The following is a 17,309-nucleotide window of genomic DNA, read 5'->3' as shown; positions in this document are numbered from 1 at the left end:
CCAAGACCTTTATCGACCGTGGAAAAAGCACTTGCCGGAATTGATAGCCTCGTAGCCTTCGTTAACACCTCCGGGATCCGGGGGCGTGGAACGCTGATTCACATCTCGCGATCAGTGGCGGTTTTCGAGGTATATAATCCCTTCTCCCTGATCCAGATGAGCGAGGTTCTCCAGGAAATCTCGGTCATGCGCGGCGAGCGTGTGATTTACAGAGGCCGAGGGGTCGTCACGAGCATCGTCTCCACCGGTTTGATGGTGATCGTTTCCGTCACCCTGATTGACTCGTGGAGCGCTCTCAATCACCTGGAACCCGGCCCTGCGTTGAGCGAGGAGTTTGGGAAATTCATTAGTGACTGGGAGAGCGGACTAAACATCTCCGACGGCTATCAGCTGGCGGTCAATAAATTCTCCAACTTTCTGGCGGAAACAAGCCGGTGGATCGAGGAGGCGGAGACAGCCATCATCGGCGACATCAACGCGCACCCCGAAAAGGCAGCGCGTTTTCGCGAGTCGATCGAGAAGGTCGTGACGGAGAAGCTCTCGCAGCTCCTGTATCTTTTCCAGGACGAGGCCGCCAGGGTCCCGGAGGAGGACTCCATGATCTACAAGGCATTCGCCCGTCGCGAGATTCACCCTTATCTGCTCTGCGCACCCTTTGTCTGGAGGACCTTTTACAAGCCGCTCGGATATGCGGGTGATTACGAGATGGTGAATATGCTCCTCCAGGAGTCCCAGACCACGGGATCGACCACGTACGCGCGGATTTTTCACGAACTCACCAGCAGCGTGGCGGCATGTATCGCACATCGCAACCGTGTCACGATCATGGAGCGCACGCTCGGCGAGGAGGCCGAGCGCGTTAACGATGAGCAGCGTGTTTTTACAGCGCTTACGGTCGCCTGCGGCCCCGCCGTGGAGATTCAGCGATTCATTCGCCGCAATCCGCTTTCCAGCCAGAGCGCACTTCACCTCATGGACTTCAATGAGGAGACGCTGGAGTACGTGAAGCTCCGCACAGCCGAGGCGGTGGAGGAGTCTGGAAACAAGCCGGCACTGAAGTTTATCCAGAAGTCCATCGACGACCTGCTCAAGGACATTCATCTGGAGAGCGAGGGCTTCCTGCCCAGCTACGACATGATCTACTGCGCAGGGTTGTTTGATTACTTCCCGGACAACGTCTGCCGCAATCTGCTCGAGCTTTATTACCGGTGGGTGCGCCCGGGCGGCCTGTTGCTTACGACCAACGTGCATCCGAACAACCCCGAGCGCTACCTCATGGAGCATCTGCTCGAGTGGTATCTGATCTATCGGAACGAGGAAGAATTGCTCAGCCTGGCTCCCAAGGGATCCGAGGGGGAGGTCTTCGCAGATGACACCGGGGTAAACGTGTTCCTAACGATCCGCAAGCCTCTATGAGTGTCGACAGTGTTGCGGAGGCCAAGGATCAAGCCCTGCGCCTGAGATACCGTGCCTATAACTCCGAGAAGCTCGCGTATGGTCTGATGGTACTCAGTGGCCTCTCGGTGCTGGTCGTGCCGGGTGGATTCGTCCTCGATTACTTTCTGTATCCGCACGAGTTTCTGACGTTTCTCGGGGTGCGACTGGCCACTGCGGCCTTTCTGATCCTGCTGATCGGTGTGCTTTACCTGGAGCGGAAGAGCCAGAGGCTGACGGTGATCAAGTCTTTGGGCGTGCTCTCAGCGTTGAGCGTGAACTCCGCCATGTGTTTCATGATCTATCGGACCGAGGGGGCGAAGTCGCCCTACTTTGTCGGTCTGATCCTGGTGCTTACCTGCTGGTCGATCCTCTCGCCCTGGACTGTCGTGGAGACCGCGAGCATGTGCTTTCTTTCCATACTGGCATTTCTCCTGGCCTGCATCCTGAATCCGGACTTTGAGGCTCCGGGATCTATTCCCTTGCTGGGCTTTGGCGGCTTTTTCCTCGTGATTACCGCGACGGTTTGTATCGGCATCACGTTTTATCTGGCCAAGGCGAGGTTTGAAGAGTTTCGGCTGCGCCATCAACTCGATGAGCAAAATCGGGAACTGCAGGATCTCGACCGGTTGAAGACCCAGTTTTTTTCCAATGTCAGTCACGAACTGCGTACGCCTCTTACTCTTATTCTCGGCCCGGTCGAGACGATCCTCAGCCGGAGCGAGGCCCTTGACCAGAAGGTGCACGACGGGATCATCCTGATCCATCGCAACGCTCTGCGGCTGCTCAAGCTCATCAATGATCTTCTCGACCTGACGAGGCTCGATCAGGGAGCCGAGGTCCTGCGCAAGCGGGAGATCCCGACCACGGCCTTTATCAAGGGGATCGTCGATTCGGTGCGACACCTGGGGCTTTCCAAGAATCTCCGGATGAAAATCGAGGAAAGGCAATCGTCTGTGAAGCTGATTGCCGACCCATCCAGGCTGGAGAAGGTGCTGGTCAACCTGCTGACCAACGCACTCAAGTACACGCCCTCCGGTGGTCTGATCACCGTACGCTGGTTCTCTCGTGATCGGGAGACCTGCATCGAGGTGGAGGATACGGGAGTGGGTATAGCCGAGGACGAACTGCCTCGTATCTTTGACCGTTTTCATCAGGTCCGGAGCAACCTGGCCAACCGTAGTCAGGGGGTGGGGATCGGCCTGGCGCTGGCAAAGGAGCTGGTTGTCGAGCATGGCGGGCGTATCGAGGTGGAAAGTATGGTCGGGCAGGGGAGTACATTTCGTGTCTGTCTGCCCCTGGATGATGGGGCGGAGGGAATAGAGACCCTGGAGCCTGGGGCGGCAGGAGCTGGAGATGAGCCTTTTGAGCAGGCATTTCGGTCGGCGGATCGCAGTTGGCGGAGTGCGCCGGAGAGTGGGTCCGAGCTTGAATTTTCCATCGTCGGACAGGGCGAGAAAACCGTGCTCGTGGCAGATGATGAACCTGACATGCGCAACTATGTCGTCTCGCTGCTGGCGGACAAATACCGGGTGATCCAAACTCCGGATGGGGTGCATGTCAGTGCTCTCGTTGCGGAGCACAAGCCCGCGATCGTTTTGCTCGACTGGATGATGCCGGGCAGGGATGGCCTGACGGTCTGTCAGGAACTCCGTGCCAGCGAACAGAACAGCGACCTGAAGATCGTCCTGCTGACCGCGCGAGTCGACGAGCAGTCGAAGATCGATGCCCTCCAGGCGGGAGCTGATGATTTTCTGACAAAACCCTTCAGCAGCATCGAGGTGTTGACCCGTATAGACAATCTGCTGAGGTCGGTGCGCCTGCAGGCGGATCTGCGCGCTCGCAATGACGAACTCCTCGCTGCGATGGAGAAATTGAAGAGCACGGAGATCATGCTCATTCAAAGTGAGAAGATGAATGCCATTGGATCCCTGTCTGCGGGTCTGATGCACGAAATCAACAATCCATTGAATTACACTCTCGCCGCGGTCAGCTTCGCCAAGCAGTTCCAGGGGCAGCTCAGCCCGGAAATGCAGGAGGTTATTGCCGACATCGAGGAGGGCATGACTCGGGTGAGTGATGTGGTGACGAATCTTAAAACGTTCGCCTATCCAGAGCGAGCCGGGGTCTCCTCCGTGTTTACACTGGAGGAGGTGCTGCAATCTGCGCGGAAGATCATGGCGCGCGACTTGCAGGGCATCGAGGTCAGGTCGGAGATCCCGGCCGGTCTGGCTATTCAAGGCCAGAAGACCCAGATGATTCATCTGTTTATCAACCTGTTTGCCAACGCAGCGCGGGCTATCCAGGAAAAGCCGGGAGGTGGCACCAAGGAAATCACCGTGTCTGCTACAGTTGCCGGAGACACTGTCAGGATCGACTTTGCCGATAGCGGCCCAGGCATTCCCGAAATGATCATAGGCCGGATCTTTGAGCCATTCTTTACCACACGCGATGTGGGATCAGGAATGGGCATGGGACTTAGCATTTGCCACACCATCATGGAAGCTCACCACGGCAGCATTACCGCAGATAACCGGCCGGGCGGCGGAGCTGTCTTCACCATCACTTTGCCACTCGCCGAACACTAGCCCTACATATGACGACCAACGATTCGAATCCGCGTTGCGGAATCCTCTACATTGATGACGAAGAAAAGGCCTTAAAGTACTTTCGCATGGCTTTCTCCGAGAAATTCGAGATCTTCACCGCGAGTTCGGGGCGGGAAGGGCTCGAGGTGCTGAAAAGGGAGTCGGCGAGGATCGGTGTGGTGATCTCCGACCAGCGAATGCCGGAGATGCTCGGTGCCGAGGTGCTTGGAATCGTGCGGGATCAATATCCCTCGATCGTTCGCATCATTACCACGGCATACTCCGATCTGGAGAGTGCCATCCAGGCGGTGAACAAGGGCTACATCTATCAGTATGTGGTCAAACCCTGGGAGATTCGCGACCTCGGGATGGTGCTTCAGCGAGCGGCGGATTACTTCCAGGTCCTGACCGAGCGTAACGAACTGTTGGCGCTCAAGATGGCAACCTTGCAGCGCATCCTCTGCAGTGACCGGGTGAAATGGCTGCTGCTTTCCTCGCAGTCCTGGGAGCCTGCGGCCCGTGCAATACTTCAGCGCGCGCTGCTTGCGGCGATCCAGGCTTTGCCAGCCAATCCGTCCTTTCTGGCTTCGCCTGCGGCGACAGCCCGGAGCTTTGAAATCGGTTCGCTGATTCGTTCCGAGTTTGCCAGCGCAGCGAACCTATCGCCAGCGCTGGAGACGCTGCGCAATACCCCCCCCACTCCTTCCGCGGCCTGGCAGGCACTCCTGGTCGACCTCTCCGAGAAACATGGGCTGACGCCGGCGGGGGAGTTTTCCCTGGTATCATCAACCCCGTCCTCCCCAAATGCGGTGCTGCACCGGGATTTGTTTGGACTCCTCCTGGGAGGCAACACGGAGACGTCCTCGCTGCGTTTCTTTGAGTGTCTGTACGCACTCGCTGCAGCCAATACAGCTGCAAGCGTTACGATTGGCGACATATCCGCGGAGGTTCCTGCCACGGCCTCCGAGGATGCCGTGATAGACGCACTGGCCGGGAAGTTTTCCTCCTGGGATATTGCCCGGTTGTAGCTTCGGCAGCTGAATTCCCGGATGGATCAAAAAGGCATACTACTGGTCGATGATGAGGCGCTTGCGCTGAAGTACTTTTCCAAAGCCTTCGGACAGCGCTTTCCCATCTATGCCGCTTCCTCTGCCGCCGCGGCCCTCCAGGTGCTTGACGAACATGCCCCCCGGATCGGCGCGGTCGTTACGGATCAGCGAATGCCTGAAGCCACGGGGGTCGAGCTTCTCACTGTCGTCCGCAACAAATACCCGGGCACGGCAAGAATATTGACCACCGCGTACTCCGATTTCGACGTTCTCGTCTCAGCCATCAACGTCGGAGCAGTCCATTCCTTTGTGGCCAAGCCATGGAATATCGGTGACCTCGAACGCACTCTCGTAGAGGCGTTGGAAATGCGAAATCGGCGGCTGCCGGGCAGACCAGGGCTGGTCTTCCCGGGGGATGAAATGGCGCATCCTGTCACAGATGACCGGGTATATGACGTGGGCCTGATCGCGGCGAGACTCGGGCACTATGTGCACAACGCCCTGTGTCCGATGACCTTCCTGCTTGACCAGTTGATCGCCAACAAGCCGGTGAACCAGATTTGCTCTTTGGAATTCCTGCAGGAAGTCCGCAACCATATTCATGAGGTTTCGCGGACCCTAAAAGAGTTTGAGCAGATCAGCGCACCTTTACGCGATTGTGATCGGGAAGTCCTTGATTTGCGGGCTGTATTCAATCGCACCCTGGCGGAAATGGTTTCCATACGTGAGCAGAAGCAGTTGCAGATTGAGGCGCTCATTCCGGCGGATCTGCCGGAAATCCATGGTTCTGCGCGTCAAATCGGCAAGCTGTTCCGGTTCATGATCGCCGAGGAGGCGGTCTCGCTTCCGCCCGATAGCCTTCTGCGTATTGTGTTTTCCAAGCACTTAAGAAATGGCGAATGCCAGGGGGTGGATATCGAGTTTGAGGATTACAGCGCGGTTTCTGCGAGCGTTGATCCGGGGAATTTCCTCCTGCCTTTTTACGTAAGAGGCGGAAATCCTAGGGAGTTCGGGGTGTTCCTGGCTGCCTGCTACTTTATCGCACGCCATCATGGAGGAACCTTCGAGGTGCATCGAAAGGCGGAGGGAGATGGGCTTTGCTTTCGTATCTTTCTGCCGATCAACGGGCGGCGATTTCCTCTTGAGGGAACGGATTTTCTCGGCAAGTCGTTTCCGGAGCCATACAATACCTTGTCCCGGTCATGATCGCTGAGCGCCCCCATAGGAAAGTACTGGTAGTTGACGACGAACCTCTGGTTCGGGAGACGCTCGATTATTGCCTGAATGACGAGTACGACATCACGGCTGCAGCCTCGGGGGAAGAGGCAATAGAACTCTCAAAACAGGAGGACTTTCCGGTGGTGCTGCTCGATCTCCGGATGGATGGCATTTCGGGCCTCGAGACGCTCCGGCGGCTCAAGCAGCTTCATGCCATGCAGAACGTAGTGATCCTCACTGCTTATGAGAGCACCGAGTCTGCCATCGAGGCCCTCAATCTCGGAGCCTACAGCTATCTGACCAAGCCTTTCCGGCAGAACCGCCTCAAGGAGGTCATTTCCAAAGGCATCCAGGACTACGACCAGAATACCCGCCGGACGCGGGAGATGCAGCAACGCCTGATGGGTGTGCACGATAACTTCCTGTCGCTGCTTTGTCATGAGTTCAACACTCCGTTGACTTCGATCCTCGGGTTCTCGGAATTATTGTCGGAGGTCGACCTCGACGAAGAGCAAAAGGCCTGGGTCCATAATATCCAGAACTCCGGAAGCCACCTCCATGACATTCTCATGGAGATCGTGGATTATATCGGGGCATCTCACTTGGCCAGCGAAGGCGTAAAAGAGGATTTCACCTTGCGGAACGTCCTGAGCAAGGCTGTCGCACCTTTGGCTTCCCGCGAGCTCGTTGTCAGGCTCGAGGAGGACGAGATGCTTGATCTGCGTTTGCGTGGAGCTTCCCGCTCGATCCAGATGATCGCCAGGAAACTGGTGCGTATTGCCTCACATCAATCGCGAAATGTGCTTTTGCAAGGCAACGTGGAGTATATGTCCGACACGGAGGCACAACGTCTCACTGTGGTTGTGAAAAATACGGGGCTGATCCAGGGGCGATCCGGAATCTCGCGCATCGAGCAGTTGTTCGAGCCTTACTTCTTCCGACCGACCGAAGAAAGCACCGGGTTCAGCAAGAGTCTGGGACTGGAGCTGGCTACATGTCGCCGCATCGCCGAGTACGCGGATGGCACCGTGGACTGCCGGATCGGATTGAACAAGGAGATCGAGTTCGTCGCAACTCTCCTGGTCGATTTGATTGACTAAAGAAACTGTATCCGCCTGGGCACTAACCGGCGCTGTCTGACTCGGCATTGGCCAGAGCAGCAGTTTCCTTGCAAGTGCCGAGGTCGAAATCGGTTAGGACGATATAAGCGGTGCGCACGTCGTCCCGGTTGCCGAGGCGACAGGTTCCTTCTGCGATCTCCATGGGTGCATAGAGCCGGAGATGATTCTCCCAAGGTCCGTTCGGCGTTTGCAAGATGACCGGTCCTGCGGCACAGACGGTTATACGACCCTCATCTTCCTCGATTTCAAGGAGTTCTATCGTGAACGAGGTGACCGGTACGCGAACGCGGCGGGGTTGGTTTGGGTCGTAGACCGCCAAGGGAAGCTCTTTCAGGACCAACTGGGAAACTAGAGATTTGGCGGATTCTTCGATTTTCAATGAATCAATGGGCATGGACGATATTTGCGGCAGCAGCGTGTTTTTACGGTTGAAACCCGGTGGCCGCAATCTTCAAACGACAAGGGAAATGGCGCTGCTGCCTGAAGGCGGGATCGGGGGGGGGGCGTGGTTTCCAGCGGAAAAGCCGGAAATCCTTGTCGCACCATCGGCAAAGGGATACCAAGGCGAGTTCCCTCGAAGACCCCAACATGGCATCTGAGATCCCTCTGAGCACTCGATTGAGCAGGACGGTTTCGGCGGATTTCTTCCGGCCGTTGACCCGCCCCTCTGCGCCTGTCTATGTCGATTGCGCCTGTCGTCTGGAGGAGGAGGCAGGGTTGGCGGGACGGCTGCCGCTACTCGATGCGCAGCAAATCATTCGTGAGGTGCTGCTGGCGCATCCATCCGTGCATTTTGACGAGGATGAGGGGGCGTTGCTGCGCGATGTCCGCCAGCGAGCCAGTGTCTTCCTGACCAAGCTCCTTGCCGCGGGCTGGGTGGAGGAGCAGACGCTCGGGTTGCACGATCGGCGCATCATTATTTCCCCGGGGCTGCGTCTGCTTCTGGGCATGCTTCGCACACTGGTGGAAGATCAAGTTGCTGAACTTCAGGCCTTTGCTGATACACTGCGCGGAGTCTGCGAAACGCTGGAGCGCAACCACGCCCTCGATCCTCTGACCCAGAGTGGCGACGACCTGCGGGGGACAGTGCATGATTTGAACCAGCGGCTCGATCTCGCGGTGTCGCAGCTTTACTCGGTGGAGAAACTGATCGCGAGCTTTGAGATGCGCCAGCGGCATTCTGAGTCCCCGCTGGAGACGCTGCAGGTTTTCTACACCGAGTTTTCCCGAGGCCAGCACATGGTCTGCTACGACGTGCTGAGCAAGGGCGGGCTGATTTCCCGGCTTCGCGCCGCCCGGGCCAGGGTGAGCGACGGGCGGGACGATCCGCTGACCCGCGACAGGCTGGCGGAGGGTTTACGCGAACATTATGGCTACGACGAGGCCGAAGCAGCGACGCGGGCCAACACGATCTTGCTGCGGCTGGAACGAAGCCTGGGCGGATTGGGCGAGATCGCGCGTGCCATCGACGAACGCATGGCCGCCTTTAACCGTCTCTCGCAGCAGCGCTACCGCTACCAGACCGAGATTCGTGGCCGCCGACCGGAGCTCGTCAGGGCATACTGCGACGCGATCAACCACGCCCATGGCGGCGGACATTTCCGCATCTTTGCCAACATCGCACCGGACTTCCGCCCGCTTTGCCCGGAGACGCGGTTTTTGCACGGCACCGAGTCGCTCTGGAAAATGCACAAGCGTCGCACCCCCGCCGACCTTTCCTTTGCCACCGGCCGGGCCACGCCGGAGGACGAATCGGCTGCGCTCGCCGCCCTGCGCGAACGCCAGAGGCTGGCCCTCACCCCGCTGCGCGCCGCCAAACTGGTCGCGAAGTTTCTTCCGAAAAAAGGGGAGAAGGGCGCGGTAGGCGACTTTGCCGTGGAGAACACGGACGAACTCCTCGACCTGCTCGCCATCGTCGCCTACGACCACGCCCAGGACGAGAACGGGCGCACCATTCGCTGGAAGGTCGATGGCCTGCGGCGGTCCTCGGGGCTGGAACCCGAAAAGGTCGCCCGCGATGCGCAACTCGATTGGCTGATGGACCGCTTTGAGGTAAACCGCACGCAATGACCGCCGAACGTACCGACCCCCTCTGGCCCAGCTTTTGGGCTGATGTTGCCGCCGAGGACCGCGCCCCGCTGCGCGACATCCTGGCGGAGTTGCTCGGTCGCGGCGTACTGCTGGGTGACACCGGCAGCGGGCGGGAGCTTTTCCTGCTGGCGCGGGATCATCATCGCTTCCGGCTGGAGGACTATCTCGCTCCGCTGGGCCTCGAGCTCATCGTGGATGACGAGGCACTGCTCCTGCAGGCGCGCCCGCGCATGGAGTCGTGCCAGCTCCTGGGGAACTTCACCAAGGACGAAACCCTCATCCTCCTCACCCTCTGGCGCGTATGGGACGAGGCTCAGACGGCGGGAACCAGCTCCGCCGTGCTGATGCGGCTCGACGACCTCTGGGAAAAGCTCCGCGTCTTCTTTGACCGGATCGAGCCCCCCGAGAAATCCCAGATCGAGGCCGCGCTCAGCCGCCTGAAGCGCCACCGGCTCATTCGCACCCAGCGCCCGGAGGACATGACGCAATCCGGCGATCTCCTCATCGAGGTGCTGCCGTCGTTGGCCCGTGCCATCCCGTTTGACTCCATCGAGCAGTGGCGCGAGCGCGTCGACATGGCCTCCCCGCGCGACGGCGAGCCGGAGACTGAAGAACCTGTTATTTCCTGATCCTCGTGACTTCTCGTATTACCTTGAGCCGGATTGTCGCCGTGAACTGGTACGGCTACCGGCAGTTCATCGACATCAGCGGGCTTTCGCTCATCACCGGGGCGAACGGCTCGGGCAAAAGCGCGCTGCTCGACCTGATTCAGTTTGTCATGCTGGGAGAGAATCTCAGCCGTTTCAACAAGGCCGCCGCCGGGGCGGGCAGCGGACGCACGCTGCGCGGATATTGCCTGTGCGATACGAATACGCTGGGCCGCGACGGGCAGGAGCGCTATCTGCGCACGAGCGGTGTGACCATCGCAGCTCTGGAGTTTCAGTTTCCGCTGCTGGAGGGCGAGACGGAGCCGCGCCGGCAGACGTGGGGGGCGCGCATCGAGTTTGACAGCCCGACGGGGAAGGGGCGCACGCTGTGGTTCACCGTGCCGACGCGGCTGGAGCGCAGTGATTTCCTGCGGGAAAACCCGCTGCTCGGCGGCGAGGAGTTTTTGCCGGAGGATGAATTTCGCGTGCATTTCAAGCGCGACCTCGGCGGCGAAACCTGGGAGCACCAGCGTACGTATCTCGAGGAGATGCGGCAGAGCTCCGGCCTGCACTTTGACCGCGAACAGATGAACAAGACGTTGCCCAAGGCGATGGCGTTTCAGCCGGAGAGCAACTTCGAGGCGTTCATCCGCGATTACCTTCTGGAGGCGGGAATGCCCGACGTGCGGGCGGTGAAGGAAAGCGTCGATGCTCACCGCCGCGCCAAGGAGCGCCTCGACAAGATGCGCGACCAGCACGTGCGCCTGACAAAGATCGGCGAGCTTCATGCCGTCGCGGCGAAGCATCGGCGCGAGGCTGCACTGTGGACGCACCTGCGCGACGCGCTGGCTCACGAGGAAGCCTCCGAGCGGTTGCAGAATGACCAGACGAAGCTGCGCACGCTGGTCGAGGAAAACAAAAACAACCTGCTTGCCCGCAAGGAAGCCGTCAGTGAGCGCGACCGCTATCGCGAGCAGCTCGATGAGGTGCGTCTTGTGGTCGGGCGTGATTCCCAGATCGCCCGACTGAGCGAGGAGCGCGAGAAGCTGGCAAAGCTGGAACGCGAACTCACCACCCTGCGCGAGGCGCGCAAGGTGGCCGGACAGTTCTTGCGCGACTATTCCCAGGACTGGCGCGACTGGCTGCGCCTCGGTGAACAGCTCGGGTTGGAGTCGCTGGAGGAGTGTTTCAATCTGGTCGAGGTGCTCAATGATACCGACGAGGCGGCGGCACTTGAAACCGTGGCGAGGCTTTCGCGCGAGGGTTCGCGTTTGCAGGATCAAGCGAAGGTGCGCCTCACGGAATTGGAGGAGGCCATACGGCGTGCGGAGCGGCGGGAAGCCGAACTCGTACGCGATCTGGAGAATTACCAGAAGGATCGCACCGCCTCCGCTCCGCTGCTGGAGGCTCTGCACGAGGCGGGAGTGAAGGCGCAGGCCTTCGGACGAGTCATCGAGGTGAAGCCCTCTGCGGAAAGCTGGTGGCCGCTGCTGGAAACCCTGCTGGCCGGGGAGCGTCATTCGATCCTAGCGGAGAATTTCGATGCGGCCTGGGAAGTGGCCCAGCGCATCTCCAGTGCCGACGAAGTGCTGCTGAACCCGGCGGAACTCGGGAAAGCGGAGGCCAAGCCTCTCCGGGGCAGCCTCCGCGATTTTTTTGAGGTGAAGCACAAGGCTGCCTCAGCCTACCTCGACCGCCTGCTCGGCCAGATCATGCCGGTCGAGCATCCGACCTTTCTCGACGAACATGAGCGTGCCCTGTCCCGCGACGGCTGGCTGAAAGACCCGCCGCGCCGCGTGCTGCTCAAGCCCGCGAAGGAGCTGACCATCGGCGAGGAAGGCCTGCGCCGCCTGCGCGAGATCCGCGAAAAGGAGATCACTGATGTGCGCCACGAGCTCAGTGGCATCCGGCGCGAACGCAATGACTGGCGTTCCTGGCTGGACCGTGCGGAGAAGCGCAACCTCATTCACCCCGAGATTCCCAAGGTCGCCCATGCCCTCCAGCGGCTTCCCGAGGCGGAGCGCGAGCGCAACATTCGTGAGGAGACGATCAAGCTCCTCTCCACGCCGGAACGCGAAAAGGCCGTGGCGGAGTTGCAGCGGCTGGAAAGCGACGAGCGCGGAGCGACAGAGCGCGCCGTGCGCCTCGACGAGCGGCTGAAGGCGGTGGATCAAAACATCCGCGAGCTGCGCGACCGTGCCGGGGCGGCGGAGGACGACGAGTCGAGGCTGCGGTTGGAGCGCCAGCTCAGCCGGGCGCGTCTCAGCGGAGTGCTCGACGACGAGATCGCGGATTACATCACCAAGGCCCGACGGCAGTTTTCCTCCTGGTCGAAGCGCATCGAGGCCTCGATCGAGGCGGCGTCCTCGGAGCAGAATCGTGCGGCCGAGGCTATTCGCAACCGCGATGACGCCCGGCGCGAGTTTCTTCTCGTGCATCGCGAGATGGCCGAGGTCTTTGATCCGGACGATGAGGACAATGACCGCTACGACCAGCGGTGCCGCGAGCTGGGCGAGCAGGAGCTGGATCGTTTCCAGGCCGAGGCCGAGCGCGCCCGCGCCGAGTGGGAGGACCGGCTCCAGCATCAGGTGCTCGATGTCCTCCGCGACAAGATCAATGAAGCAGAGCGCACGAAGCGCGAGCTGAACAAGGCGATGCTCCACGACATCGGCGGCATCGTTTACCAGATCGTCAGCCACCGCGACCGCGCGCACAGCGCGATCTGGGCGCTGGTCGAGAAAGGCCTGCCTTCCGGCGAGGACATGGGTCTTTTCAACTCCGCGCAACGCGAGGAGATCGAGAAGGCCAAGGAGGAACTGATGGCCGCGATCGAATCCGTCGACAATCCCGACGACAAAAAGGGCCAACGCGCGCTCGACTACCGGTTTTATCATCGCTGGGACATCGAGGCCCGCCCGAGTGGCAAGGGCGACGAGGCGGCGATCTCCCTCAACAAGAGCGCAAAGAAACAGAGCGGCGGCGAAAACCAGGCGCCGTTCTTCGTGGCCACGCTGGCGGCGTTTCATCGCGTTTACGACGTGGGCGGGCGGGGCGGGCAGCCGACGCTCGGGCTGGTCGTGATGGATGAGGCCTTCAGCAAGCTCTCCGGCGACCGCATCGACGACTGCCTCGCCCTGGCGCGCAACTTTGGCCTCCAGCTCGTGATGGCCTTCCCGGAAGACCGTCTGCCGACCATGATCGAACACGCCGAGACTGTCGTGCAATGCCGCGTCGAGCGCGGATACCACGACAAGACCGGCGCGGTGAACCACATCGAGAACTGGGTCGTGCGCGTCAACCGCGACCGGCTCCGCGAGATCCTTTCCTGAAGCAGCTCTTCTACCATTTACGAACCATGAGCAAACCCGGTACCCATGAACGCGCAGCCTTATTGGAGTCGCTCGGCACATTTCTCGCGCAGCGCCGAGAGTTTGCCGCCGCATCCCGCCGAGAGTGGTTTCAGCCGGATATGACTGATGCCCAGTCCTATGCTGATAGTCTTCAGGGTTATCGCGAGGAGTGGAAACGCCTGCTCGGCTGGCCGCTGACGGAGCCTGCCGCGAGCCCTGAAACGGAGTGCGAGTTGATTTCGAGAGATGCCTTGGGACGCGTCTTTCGTGTCAGTCAGCGAATTTTTGGCGTTGTTCGCACGTATGGACTACTCTTTCTCCCGCCGGCGGAGGGGAGTTATCCCCTGGTGATCGCGCAGCATGGCGGCAAAGGAAGTCCCGAATTAGCTGCCGGGCTGACAGAGATCGGGTCGGCCAACTACAACCAGCTTGTCAGGGGGATGCGCGAACGCGGAATCGCGGTTTTTGCTCAACAGTTGCTCGTCTGGGATGATGGCCAGGAGCCAAAGTTTGACCAATATCTCCTCGACCGGCAGTTCCGGCATCTCGGCGGATCACGCGTGGCCTTCGATCTTTGCCAGTTGCAGGGGACATTTAACTGGCTTTTGGAGCATCCTGAGATCGATCCAGGACATGTTGGCATGGCGGGCCTTTCGTACGGGGGATTCTACACCCTGGCGTTCACCGCTATGGAGCCGCGCATCCGGGTCGCAGTGGCCTCGTGCTTTGTAAATGACCGCTTCCGCTACAACTGGGAGGATCTCGTGTGGACTGGTAGCGCATTACGGTTCCTCGATGGCGAGATCGCCCGCATGATCTGTCCTCGTCCGCTCTTCCTTGAGGCGGGTGAGGTGGATGATGTGTTTGCGGTGGAGGGATTTTTCGTCCCGAGTGAGGAGGTTGAGAAATGTTACGCAGCCCTTGGCCTGGGAGACCGGTTTGAAAGGCGAACGCACTCGGGCGGGCACGAGTACGATATCGATGGAAAGGCAGAGGCGTTTTTACTCAGGTGGCTGTGAATGTTTGTCCGGGCTGGCAGTGAAATCGTCATTTCCCGGATGCTGGGATCAGGCTAAGGTGCGGTGGTAACTCCGGAGTGCGGAATGACCTCATCGATGTCCTGGGAGAAGATCGCGGCCTGGATCGGGCGAAGGCGCTGGTGGATCATTCCACCGGGACTGGTGCTCGTGGCGCTTGTTGGGGTACGCGCCATCCTGCCCACAGTGATTGAACGGGCGGCGGCCTATTATTCCCAATACTATCTCGGGCTGCCTGCCCGGGTGGAAAATGTCGATCTCTCGCTGCTGACCGGAGGCGTGGTGCTGGAGAATGTCCGTGTCGGCGCTGTGGCTGAGGTCGGCACCCCATGGCATGCTGCATTGCATCCACGGATCATAGACCCAAAGGCATCCCTCCTGCATATCGAGCGGGTCGCATTCCATTGGTCCTGGTGGGAGTTGATCAAAGGGCGATTGCTGCTAAAGGAGTTTGCCCTGGAGTCGCCGACCGTTCGCCTGCTGCGCGAGGCTGACGGCCAGATCGATCCATTGAGGCATGCGAAGCCTCTTGCTCCAGCAACGAGAGAGAAGACATCACCATCTGACAAAACAGCATCTCGCAACTGGCCGGTTGAGGTGCGGCGTTTTGTCCTGCGAAACCCGAATGTAAAGATCCTCGATGTCCCGACGGGACAGGAACTGCTCGTGTTTTCACTGGAGAACTTTGAGATCGACGAGGCTTCGTTGCGAGACTCGGAATTTGGTCTCGGGTCAGTAGCTGTGAACGGTCCGATTCTCAAGGTGAAGCGTGAACTGATCCTCTCCGACCAGCCGGCTGCCGCGAAGAAGGAAGCAGTTGCCCGGTCGACAGTCCGTGCGACATCCGAGGGTAGATCGGGATTTCGTATCAAACGGGTCAATGTTGATCGTGCGGAGTTCACCTGGCTGAGTGCGAAGGGTCCCTTGGATGTGATGCTGAAGCTGAAAGCCTCAGGTCTCACAGCAGAGCAGGGAAAGCGTTTCCCCTTTGAGCTGGCTTTGCAGATCGGTGACGGAAAGGTCGATCTCTCGGGAGAAGCGGGGGTGCTCCCGCCATACTACAAGGGAACGCTGAAATGGGATGGGATTTCCTTTGCTCCGCTTTTGTTGGCAGCGCTGCCTGACCTCGCAGCGTGGCTGAAATCCACGGATGGTAGCGGAGATTTGCGGATAACAGCGGATCTCGCCGGGGCCGATGGTTCGCCGGGCATCCGTCTGGCGGGCCGCACGACGGTGGAAAATTTTTCTGCGGCTGACCCATCCGGTGCGGGATTCGCTCTTGGCTGGCGGAGGCTGGATGTCATAATGAAGGAGGCGGTAATACCGCTGGCGGTGGGTGGTGGAACATCGCCTCTGCCAATTGTGGCGATTGAGAGAATCAGTCTGCAGGAGCCTCGCATTCTCTACACTCACCCCTGGCCGATGCTGGAGACTTTTCTCGGATGGGACCCGGCACAAAAGGCGACGATGGTAGCCTTCGTTCTGGGGATCCTGGAGCGCGATAGCAAGGAGGAGCAGTTGATTGGCCGTGCCACCCTTGACCTCCTGGAGATCAAGGGCGGCGAGATCGAGATGCGGGATACCACTGCGGTTGCGCAGGCTACGGTGCGAGGCATGGATGTGATCCTCCGCAATATGGAGTTCCCCGAGATGACCTTTGAAGCCCTCTCTCTCCAGGCCATGCTGCCGACGGATTCCCGGTTTTCGCTTGAGGGCAGCCTTAGGGGCGACCAAACCGGGGATTTTGCCATCGGCTTGCAGGAGTTGGATTTGCCGACGTTCAGCCCGTATGCAAAAGACGCCGGGGTGACTTTGGACGGAGGACGGTTTTCCTTGAAGACGAACCTCAAGATGCAGGGTGATGTCATGACGATCGACAACGATATCGTACTCAACAAGCTCGGACTTTCCTTAAGCCATCCGGACTGGTTTGTGCGGGAATTTGGGTTGCCGATCAATCTGGTGCTCGCCCTGCTCCGTGATGCGGGCGGCGATATCCGACTGCAGGTGCCGATGCGGAGAGACGAAAAGGGGACCACGATATCGATGGGCGCGGTGGTCGCCTCGGCGGTGAGGGCATCGATCCTCGGTGCGATCAGCTCCCCTCTGAAGCTTGCTGGCATCGGCATGGGCGGCAGAAGTTCGCCTGGACAACTGAAAGGCGCTGCGATCAAGAGCCAGCCTGGCACTTCTGATCTTGCTCCGGGCGAAGGCGCCCGGCTCGACGGACTGGTGAGGCTGCTGGCGGAGCGGCCGGAGGTGCAACTGAGCCTGCGAGGGCGTATCGGAACAGAGGATCTGCCGATCCTCGCGGACCGGCAACTGGTGGAAAACGCGCGAGCAAAGGTCAAGCTGCCGGAGATTTCTGACGTGGGATTCCTGGCGCGACGAAGGATCAGCATTTATTTAGCGAAACGTTCCAAAGGTGAGCAGGCGGAGCTCGGTGCGGAGGATCGGTCCATCTACGCCCGCTACGTTGCCGCAGTTCAGATCCCGCCTGACCAATTGCAACTCCTGGCACGGCAGCGGGCAGAGAAGGTGAGAGATCTTCTGATCGCAAAAAAGGTTGATGGCAAGAGGCTCGCCGTGGGCGAACGGGAGGCGGATGGAGAACCCGGGGTTGTGATTTCCTTCCAGCCTCTTCCTGCCGACGTAGGAAAGCCGCTCAAATCATCGACAACGAAGAAGTCCTCCTGACCCTCCGAGGAAGTCTCCCGGTTATCGCGTAGGAAGGGGCGCGGTGGAAAGTCATGACTTGTCATGCAACGCGACAA

At 59.7% G+C, this 17,309-nt stretch carries 11 protein-coding genes; 10 read left to right on the top strand and 1 reads right to left on the bottom strand.

The window, feature by feature from the left end; all coding sequences use genetic code 11:
* The first annotated feature begins 18 nt into the window (after positions 1 to 18).
* From TSACC_RS14995 to TSACC_RS14975, 5 genes are read left to right on the top strand one after another with little or no spacing between them, the layout of a single operon-like run.
* Positions 19 to 1,416, top strand: a complete 1,398-nt coding sequence (locus tag TSACC_RS14995; protein ID WP_153811459.1) for a class I SAM-dependent methyltransferase — start codon at positions 19 to 21, stop codon at positions 1,414 to 1,416.
* The gene (locus TSACC_RS14990) at positions 1,413 to 4,022 is read left to right on the top strand and encodes an ATP-binding protein (protein ID WP_075080049.1); all 2,610 of its coding nucleotides are present in this window, start codon (positions 1,413 to 1,415) and stop codon (positions 4,020 to 4,022) included. Before TSACC_RS14995 ends, TSACC_RS14990 begins: the two co-directional genes overlap by 4 nt.
* An 8-nt stretch (positions 4,023 to 4,030) precedes the next feature.
* Complete coding sequence (locus TSACC_RS14985) at positions 4,031 to 5,050, top strand: response regulator (protein ID WP_075080048.1); 1,020 nt, start codon at positions 4,031 to 4,033, stop codon at positions 5,048 to 5,050.
* 21 nt (positions 5,051 to 5,071) lie between these two features.
* Complete coding sequence (locus tag TSACC_RS14980) at positions 5,072 to 6,277, top strand: response regulator (RefSeq protein WP_075080047.1); 1,206 nt, start codon at positions 5,072 to 5,074, stop codon at positions 6,275 to 6,277.
* Positions 6,274 to 7,389 carry an ATP-binding response regulator gene (locus TSACC_RS14975; RefSeq protein ID WP_075080046.1) on the top strand — a complete coding sequence of 372 codons (1,116 nt, stop codon included), beginning with the start codon at positions 6,274 to 6,276 and terminating at the stop codon, positions 7,387 to 7,389. Before TSACC_RS14980 ends, TSACC_RS14975 begins: the two co-directional genes overlap by 4 nt.
* A 22-nt stretch (positions 7,390 to 7,411) precedes the next feature.
* On the opposite strand, the gene TSACC_RS14970 is transcribed toward TSACC_RS14975, so the two are convergent.
* A complete protein-coding gene (locus tag TSACC_RS14970) occupies positions 7,412 to 7,804 on the bottom strand; it encodes a hypothetical protein (RefSeq protein WP_075080045.1) in 393 nt (130 codons plus the stop codon).
* 194 nt (positions 7,805 to 7,998) lie between these two features.
* Here TSACC_RS14970 and TSACC_RS14965 point away from each other — a divergent pair, with 194 nt between their 5' ends.
* The 5 genes from TSACC_RS14965 to TSACC_RS14945 all read left to right on the top strand — a co-directional run bounded on the left by TSACC_RS14965 (position 7,999) and on the right by TSACC_RS14945 (position 17,232).
* Positions 7,999 to 9,480: a Wadjet anti-phage system protein JetA family protein gene (locus TSACC_RS14965; RefSeq protein WP_075080044.1), complete on the top strand. Its 1,482-nt coding sequence runs from the start codon at positions 7,999 to 8,001 to the stop codon at positions 9,478 to 9,480.
* The gene (locus TSACC_RS14960) at positions 9,477 to 10,130 is read left to right on the top strand and encodes a DUF4194 domain-containing protein (RefSeq protein WP_075080043.1); all 654 of its coding nucleotides are present in this window, start codon (positions 9,477 to 9,479) and stop codon (positions 10,128 to 10,130) included. The genes TSACC_RS14965 and TSACC_RS14960 overlap by 4 nt, the downstream gene beginning before the upstream one ends.
* 5 nt (positions 10,131 to 10,135) lie before the next feature.
* Positions 10,136 to 13,477 (top strand): SbcC/MukB-like Walker B domain-containing protein, encoded by a 3,342-nt coding sequence (locus TSACC_RS14955; RefSeq protein WP_075080042.1) that lies wholly within the window; start codon positions 10,136 to 10,138, stop codon positions 13,475 to 13,477.
* A gap of 26 nt (positions 13,478 to 13,503) precedes the next feature.
* The gene (locus tag TSACC_RS14950) at positions 13,504 to 14,517 is read left to right on the top strand and encodes an alpha/beta hydrolase family protein (protein ID WP_169809661.1); all 1,014 of its coding nucleotides are present in this window, start codon (positions 13,504 to 13,506) and stop codon (positions 14,515 to 14,517) included.
* 96 nt (positions 14,518 to 14,613) lie between these two features.
* Positions 14,614 to 17,232 carry a DUF748 domain-containing protein gene (locus tag TSACC_RS14945; RefSeq protein WP_075080040.1) on the top strand — a complete coding sequence of 873 codons (2,619 nt, stop codon included), beginning with the start codon at positions 14,614 to 14,616 and terminating at the stop codon, positions 17,230 to 17,232.
* Positions 17,233 to 17,309 lie beyond the last annotated feature (77 nt).

The organism is Terrimicrobium sacchariphilum, assembly GCF_001613545.1.
In the GTDB taxonomy this organism is placed as follows: Bacteria; Verrucomicrobiota; Verrucomicrobiia; order Chthoniobacterales; family Terrimicrobiaceae; genus Terrimicrobium; species Terrimicrobium sacchariphilum.
This window is presented reverse-complemented; position numbering and strand designations above follow the sequence as displayed.